The organism is Sphingorhabdus sp. (assembly GCF_044374345.1).
In the GTDB taxonomy this organism is placed as follows: Bacteria; Pseudomonadota; Alphaproteobacteria; order Sphingomonadales; family Sphingomonadaceae; genus Sphingorhabdus_B.
Map to the genome: position 1 here is coordinate 1 of NZ_JBILOS010000100.1, position 7050 is coordinate 7050.

A 7050-nucleotide genomic window follows, 5' to 3' on the forward strand; every position below is an offset into this window, starting at 1 on the left:
ACTTCCGGATTTCGCTTAGGTAACGGTTAAGGCTCGCGTCCCCCCCAAGGGCAGGTATTGTAGCCGGAACATTCTTTTTATCAGACATGTTTTCCTCTTTCATTGTGCTTCCCACCGGGCCTCATCAAGCACCCGCTAGCAAAGCGTTCCCTTTGAAACTCTATAAACGCAATTGGATTAACAGAAGCTGCATATCTTCTGGTATACCGCATTCGAACCGTAAAGTTTCGCCGGATATCGGATGAATAAACCCCAATGAGGCCGCATGCAATGCCTGTCGGTCAAACGGAGCCTGATCTGGTCCGATTCTGTAGGGGTTTTGTCGATTAGAATAAACGCTATCGCCGATTAGCGGATGGCCGATATGGGCCATATGGACGCGGACTTGATGGGTCCGCCCCGTTTCCAACGTGCATTCGACGACTGCGGCTTTGGAGAATGCTTCCGTCATGCGAAAATGTGTGACCGCATGCTTGCCCTTGGAATCGGGCAGCACCGCCATTTTTTTGCGGTTGGTCGTTGACCGGCCAATTTGCGTGCGCACCGTCCCCGCAGGTGGGGCAGGGACCCCGCTGACGATCGCGATATATTTGCGTTCGATGTCATGCGCGGCGAACAATTTGGCCAGGCCCTCATGCGCGACGTCGCTTTTTGCCACGACCAACAGCCCGGATGTGTCTTTATCGATACGGTGAACAATGCCCGGACGCTGAACGCCGCCAATGCCGGACAATTTGCCCTGACAATGGTGTAACAGCGCATTGACCAATGTTCCGTCGCTATGCCCGGCGGCAGGGTGCACGACCAATCCAGCGGGTTTGTTCACGATGATCAGATGTTCATCTTCGTAAACGACGTCGAGCTGAATATCTTGCGGGATAGCTGTGTCAGGCTTGGCGGCAGGGACATGTAATTCAAAATGCTGCCCGGACATTTTCTTGCTTCCGGCATCAACGAAACTTTGTCCGTTGATGCGCAACGCGGCGTCAGCGATCAGGGCCTGAATGCGTGCGCGCGAAAATTGCGGCAGCGCGGCGGCAAGCGCGCTATCGAGCCTTCCTTCGCCCAAAATACCTGTAAATGTGGCATTTTCTCCAACCATCGCATACACATGGGTTATGGCCCTGCATTTATCAAGCAATGACCAGAAACAACTTCTGAATTGGGCGGCGGACGCCGGCCAAAATGAATGTTGTGGTGTTTTGCGTGGAAGGGACCGGAAGGTCATCGCCGTGCAATGGGCCGCCAATGTCGCCGCCGATCCGTCGCGGAATTTTGAAATCGATCCCTCCGCGATTATCGCCGTCCATAAGGATGTCAGAGAGGGCGGTATGCCGCTTTTGGGCTATTTTCATTCGCACCCGAATGGTTTGGCGCGGCCTTCTGAGTCTGACATCGCGCAGGCCGCCCCCGATGGCCTGATATGGCTCATCATTGCAGGGGGAGCAGTTACGGCATGGCAACCCATCGCTCTTGGCGCGCACGTCACAGCATTTACCCCCGTGCCGCTGATCGTGGAGGGTTGAATCGCTCGAAAACACAGTCCATGACCGCCATCAACAAGCCATTCAGCCCAAGGAGCTTTTTTAATGTCCGACACGGAAATCGAATTTGCCAGCCTGCTTTGCTCGCGCCTGTGTCATGACCTTTTGAGCCCTGTCGGTGCCATGAATAATGGCCTTGAGTTGCTCGCGGACGAGCATGATCCGGAAATGCGGCAACGGTGCATGGATTTGCTGGCGGAAAGCGCCAAGGCTGCAGCCGATAAGCTAAAGTTTTTTCGCCTCGCCTTTGGTGCTGCTGGCGGCTTTGGTTCAGAAGTCGACCCTAAAGAAGCGCGGGGCGTTATTGAACCGCTGATAACGTCAAATGGTCGCACAATACTGGAATGGGCTGTTCCTGCGCAGATGATGCCAAAAAGGGCGGTCAAAATCCTGCTGAACCTGGTGCTGTTGGCGAATGAAGCCCTGGTGCGTGGCGGCACTTTATTCGTGGGCGCTGAAGCAGGATTGAACGAACAGGAAATTGTCATTCGGGCGAGTGGTCCGAAAATTGTCATGGATTCCGCTGTGCGTGACGCGCTGACGGGGAAGCTTGATGCCTCGATGATAGATTCTCGCACCGCTGCGGCCTGGATGGCGCACACGCTTGCACTACAGGGCGGCGGGATGATCCAGCTCGCTGAGCCCGATGCTGAACATCTCGTCATCGGCGCACTGGTGCGCTCGTCGTAGGTTTAGGTCCTGACCCTTAGCACTCTCAACATCTTTTTAACCATCTGATGTCACATGTCGTGTCCGTTAAAACGGATCGGCAGACATGGACGACTTAATAGAAGACTTTATTGCTGAAACGCGCGAGACGCTTGAGGCGCTGACAAGTCAGTTGGTCGAGTGGGAGCGTCGGCCGCATGATCGCGCATTACTCGACAGCGTATTCCGCTTTGTGCACACCGTAAAAGGAAGTTGCGGTTTCCTGTCACTCCCAAGGTTGCTCCGCCTTAGCCACGCGGCCGAGGACGTGCTGAGCGCCGCACGCGATGGCAAGGTCGAGGTGTCGGCAGAACTGGTTACCGCGGTGCTCGCTGTTATCGACCGTGTAGCTGTTCTCACCCAGGCACTTGAAACCGGCGCATCTGTCTATGATGACGATGACATCTTGACCGGCGCGTTACGCAAATATTTGGGAGACACGTCCACAGATCTGGTCACGGGCCCGGTTGATGAATCGGGCGACTCACTGGCACATGAAGACACCGTATCACGGGGTAAAACGCGAACTGTGCGGGTGTCGCTTAGCCTGCTCGACAATTTGATGAGCGGCGTTTCGGATATGGTGCTCGCCCGAAACGAAGTGTCGCGTCAACTGCGCCAGATTAGCTCTAATGCCGATCTGGATTTATCATTTGGGCGTTTGTCTTCGACTGTTGCCGAGCTACGCGATGCCGTTGGCATGATGCGTATGCAGCATATCGACAAATTATTCTCGGCTTTGCCAAGGCTTGTGCGCGACATAGCCATTGAGCTTGGCAAAGAAATTGAATTGCGCATCGACGGAAGCGAAGTCGAAGTTGACCGCGAAATGGTCGAAGCGTTGCGGGATCCCCTAACGCACATTCTGCGCAATGCAGCCGACCACGGAATTGAAAGTAGCGCCGAACGGCGCGCTGCTGGCAAAGATCCAGTAGGCCATATCCATGTCTCTGCCCGCCAGTCTGGTAACCAGATCATCATTGAAATTGCGGATGATGGGCGCGGGATCAATGTCGACAAGCTAGGCATTCGCGCAATAGCCGCCAATGTGACAACGGTGGGTGAATGGCAGGCAATGTCACCGCGTGCGCGGCTGAACACCGTTTTTGCGCCCGGCCTTTCGACTGCGGATAGCGTAACGTCGATATCGGGTCGCGGTGTTGGCATGGACGTTGTGCGCAACAATTTGCAAGCCATCGGCGGCACGATTGAGTTAGAGAATCATGAGGGCCATGGGCTAAAAACAACGCTGCGTTTGCCACTAACGCTTTCAATTATCGCAGGGCTTTCGGTGCGCGCTGGAGCGCAGATATTCGGCATCGCGCGCAGTTCGGTGGTTGAGATGGTTTCGACATCGAACGCCAACGTTAAATTCGAAGGATTGGGCGGGCGCAAAATTGTTAGCATCCGCAATATTCGCTATCCCTTCAAATCGCTCGAAGACATATTGGGCATTGCCCGAGGTGCGGATATCCCCGGAGAGAGCCGCACACTCATCGTGATGCGTCCGGCGGTGGGCGCCAGTTTCGTTTTGGAAGTTGCCGCCGTCATCAACAATGAAGAACTGGTGGTGAAACCGGGCGCGCCATTGGTGATGGGCAGCGGCCTGTTTGCTGGAACGTCTCTGCCCGACAATGGCCGACCCATGTTGTTGCTCGACGCCAGCGGTCTCGGCACTGCTATGGGGCTGTCTGCCACCAACAGGGATGATCGAGACGCCGACAGCCGCGCGGATGCCGAAAGCAAAAGCAACGGCCCATCCGCCCTGCTGTTTATTGCCACCGATGGCCGCAAACAAGCCATTCGTCTGTCCGCAATTGAGCGGATGGAAGATATCGAAGTCGCCCAGATCCAATATGTTGGCGGTAGAACACGGGTCTCTGCTGACGGCGGCTTGTATGATTTATGGGAATATGAATCTGCACCTGACGATGGTTTGGTGAAAATGTTGCGACTTAGCGATGGTGACAGCAGTTGCTATCTTGCCGTCAGCGACGTCCTGGATATTTTTAGTATCGCAGGCGATATCATGCCCAGCGCCGACCTGGAACAGCATGAAGGTGTCGTCTATGCCTTTGGAGAGGCAGTCGAACTGCGCAACATGTTCGGATTCTTTGAAAGATATGATCGCAGGCGCCGAAATCGTGGTTCGGAAGCAATGTGCTTCATCGACTGTGCAGACGATTCCCAATGGGAACGGACGATATTGGCGCCATTGTTAACAGCTTCGGGATATGCGGTGAGTTTTGATGAACAAGATCAACCCCGCGCCGCCATCATATTACAGCGCGATGTCGCCAAGGCGCGCGAACGGGCAACAGACCCACGAACGCTCCACCTGCGCGATACCAACCACAGCCTGACCGATGCAGTAACCAGCATTTACCGGTACGATGGCGTCGGGTTGTTATCAGCGATCGAAGAGAAGTTGGCAGCGCGCGCATGACCTACACCTTATATTTGATTGCGGATTTGGCAGGATCGCGGGTTGCGATTTAGAGCAGCCAAGTCGAATCCATTGTCCATGTGCCGGACATCGTGCCGGTACCCAAGTGCGACCCGTCCATTGCGGGAATTTTTGCGCTCCGAAGCCGCGTCCTCACGCTCATCGATACTCAGTTCCACATTACGGGGAAACAACAATCGGTGCAAAAGGGCAGTTTGGCTGTCGTCACAGAAATTGCGGGGCATCAATATGGCCTGCTCGTCGACAAGGTGCATGACGTCGTTCCAATTGCGGTCGCGCAGGCAGATTCAAATATCCGGCCTCCGGCCGCGTGGAACCGATATGTTGACCACATCGCCACGCATGAAGGCGAATTGGTGATGATATTGAACACCGACACGTTGGTTTCAGGGCAAATGGTTCCGGCGACCTAATTTCGCGAGTTCGCTGCGCAAATTAACGTGTCGATAAGAACGCGGAGATACAGTCTCCATTCTGGTCGGAAAAAGGGTGTTAGGTCACATGAAATCCTGTTTGATTGTCGACGATAGCAAGGTCATTCGCAAGGTTGCCCGTCATATTCTCGAAACGATGCAGTTCGAAGTTGCCGAGGCGGCCGATGGTCAGGAAGCGTTGGACCATGTCGCAGAGATAAAGCCCGACGTAATTCTGCTGGATTGGAACATGCCGATCATGAGCGGGATGGATTTTTTGCGTGCCTATCGTTCGATGAATGCTGGGCCATCCGCCAAGGTGATATTCTGCACGACGGAAAATGGCATTGGGCACATTCAAGCGGCGATTGACGCGGGCGCAGACGAATATGTCATGAAGCCGTTTGATCGCGAAACGCTTGAGTCAAAGTTGCAAATCCTCGGCTGTATTTGAAGTACCAGAATGCGGAGCAAATCGGCAGTAATGGGTGACAGTTGGCCACAAGTGGGGGCAAGCCCGATTAGGGTTATGCTTGTTGACGATAGCGTTGTCGCACGTTCGATTTTCGCACGGGTGCTCGGCAAGTGCGACGGCATAGACATTATTTGTGAAGCATCGGATGGGGACGCTGCTGTTGCAAGTCTCGAAGAAAATGAAGTCGACATCATATTGCTGGATATAGAAATGCCGAAGCGTTCGGGATTGGATGCGCTGCCCGATATTCTCGCAAAAGCGAATGGCGCAAGGGTGCTGGTCGTATCGGCATTTGCTGAAGAAAATGGCCCCGCTGCCGTTCAGGCGCTTTCGCTCGGTGCATGTGACACTTTGGCAAAGCCGGGCCGCACCGGTTTTTCCGGACGTTTCTCCGAAATTTTGATCGACAAAGTCTTGCGCTTGGGTCGGTCGGCGCAGGAGCGCACCGACAGCAAATACACGGCCAGACAGCTTCCGGATTATCGCGCATTATCGAAGCCACAATGTATCGCGATTGGATCATCGACGGGCGGCATCCCGGCAATCCAGCACATATTGCGCAATTTGGATGACTCTCTCGACTGTCCTATTTTTATCACGCAGCATCTGCCCGCAGCATTCATGACCTTTTTTGCAGGGCAACTCGCTGGCCTTACAAAGCGAACTGTGAAGGTTGCTGAAGCCGGCGAGCGCGTAAAACATAATCATGTCTACCTCGCGCCGGGGCACGCCCATTTGGTGTGCCACAGGGACGGTAACGATGTCATTATCGGCCATCAATCGCGCTATAGCGCAAGCTGTTATTGCCCGTCGGTCGATGCCATGCTTGCATCGGTGGCGCGGGCCTATGGACGCGATGGATTGGCGCTTGTTTTCAGCGGCATGGGTAATGATGGGCTCGTCGGCGCGCGCACCTTTAAAGCATGCGCAGCGCCCGTTGTTGTTCAAGATATGCAAAGTTCGGTCGTCTGGGGCATGCCGGGTGCAATCGTGAAGGAAGGCTTGGCGACCGCGATTATGACACCAGCCCACATGACCGACATGCTTTCACGGCTTGCGACGTCATCATGAGCATCGGAGAAGCCAAAGCTTACAGGACGCTATCGGCGGCGCTGGAAAGGCATACGGGGCAAACGGTTCCTGCGAACCGGCATTGGCGAATCGATATGGCGCTTAAGCCATTGATGCGGCGCAACTCTGTGCCCGACCTACAAACGCTCGCTGCGTTGATCGAGATGGATACGGACCCCAATTTGACGCGCGCGTGCGTGGAGGCAATGGTGAATAACGAAACTTCTTTTTTCCGTGATCAACCCAACTTTGCGCTGCTGGCGGGGCCCGTGCTCGATCACATTCGCGAACTACGTTCGGACACGAAAAGGCTGCGTATCTGGTCGGCGGCCTGCTCGACGGGTCAGGAGGCTTATTCTATCGCTATTACAA

The 7050-nt window shown here is 54.7% G+C and carries 7 protein-coding genes and 1 pseudogene; 7 read left to right on the forward strand and 1 reads right to left on the reverse strand.

The features are described 5' to 3' along the window. Positions 1 to 160: 160 nt before the first annotated feature. Positions 161 to 1102 carry an RluA family pseudouridine synthase gene (locus ACIQ5B_RS09405; protein ID WP_397598788.1) on the reverse strand — a complete coding sequence of 314 codons (942 nt, stop codon included), beginning with the start codon at positions 1100 to 1102 and terminating at the stop codon, positions 161 to 163. A gap of 16 nt (positions 1103 to 1118) precedes the next feature. On the opposite strand from ACIQ5B_RS09405, the gene ACIQ5B_RS09410 reads away from it, so the two are divergent. The 7 genes and pseudogenes from ACIQ5B_RS09410 to ACIQ5B_RS09440 form a co-directional block, all read left to right on the forward strand. Further along, positions 1119 to 1526, forward strand: coding sequence for a Mov34/MPN/PAD-1 family protein (locus tag ACIQ5B_RS09410; RefSeq protein WP_397598789.1), 408 nt, complete (start codon positions 1119 to 1121; stop codon positions 1524 to 1526). A 63-nt stretch (positions 1527 to 1589) separates the two neighbouring features. After that, positions 1590 to 2234, forward strand: coding sequence for a histidine phosphotransferase family protein (locus ACIQ5B_RS09415; protein WP_397598790.1), 645 nt, complete (start codon positions 1590 to 1592; stop codon positions 2232 to 2234). Between the two features lie 85 nt (positions 2235 to 2319). Beyond that, entirely contained in the window at positions 2320 to 4698 is a 2379-nt protein-coding gene (locus ACIQ5B_RS09420) for a chemotaxis protein CheA (RefSeq protein ID WP_397598791.1), read from the forward strand. Between the two features lie 68 nt (positions 4699 to 4766). Beyond that, positions 4767 to 5132: pseudogene (locus tag ACIQ5B_RS09425) on the forward strand (chemotaxis protein CheW); the annotation flags it as partial. Between the two features lie 88 nt (positions 5133 to 5220). After that, a complete protein-coding gene (locus ACIQ5B_RS09430; protein WP_397598792.1) occupies positions 5221 to 5586 on the forward strand; it encodes a response regulator in 366 nt (121 codons plus the stop codon). 30 nt (positions 5587 to 5616) lie between these two features. Then, on the forward strand, positions 5617 to 6678 hold the full coding sequence (cheB, locus tag ACIQ5B_RS09435) for a chemotaxis-specific protein-glutamate methyltransferase CheB (protein WP_397598793.1): 1062 nt from the start codon (positions 5617 to 5619) through the stop codon (positions 6676 to 6678). Further along, positions 6675 to 7050, forward strand: a 376-nt coding sequence (locus ACIQ5B_RS09440) for a CheR family methyltransferase (RefSeq protein WP_397598794.1), incomplete at its 3' end; no start/stop codon positions are given. The genes cheB and ACIQ5B_RS09440, both read left to right, overlap by 4 nt.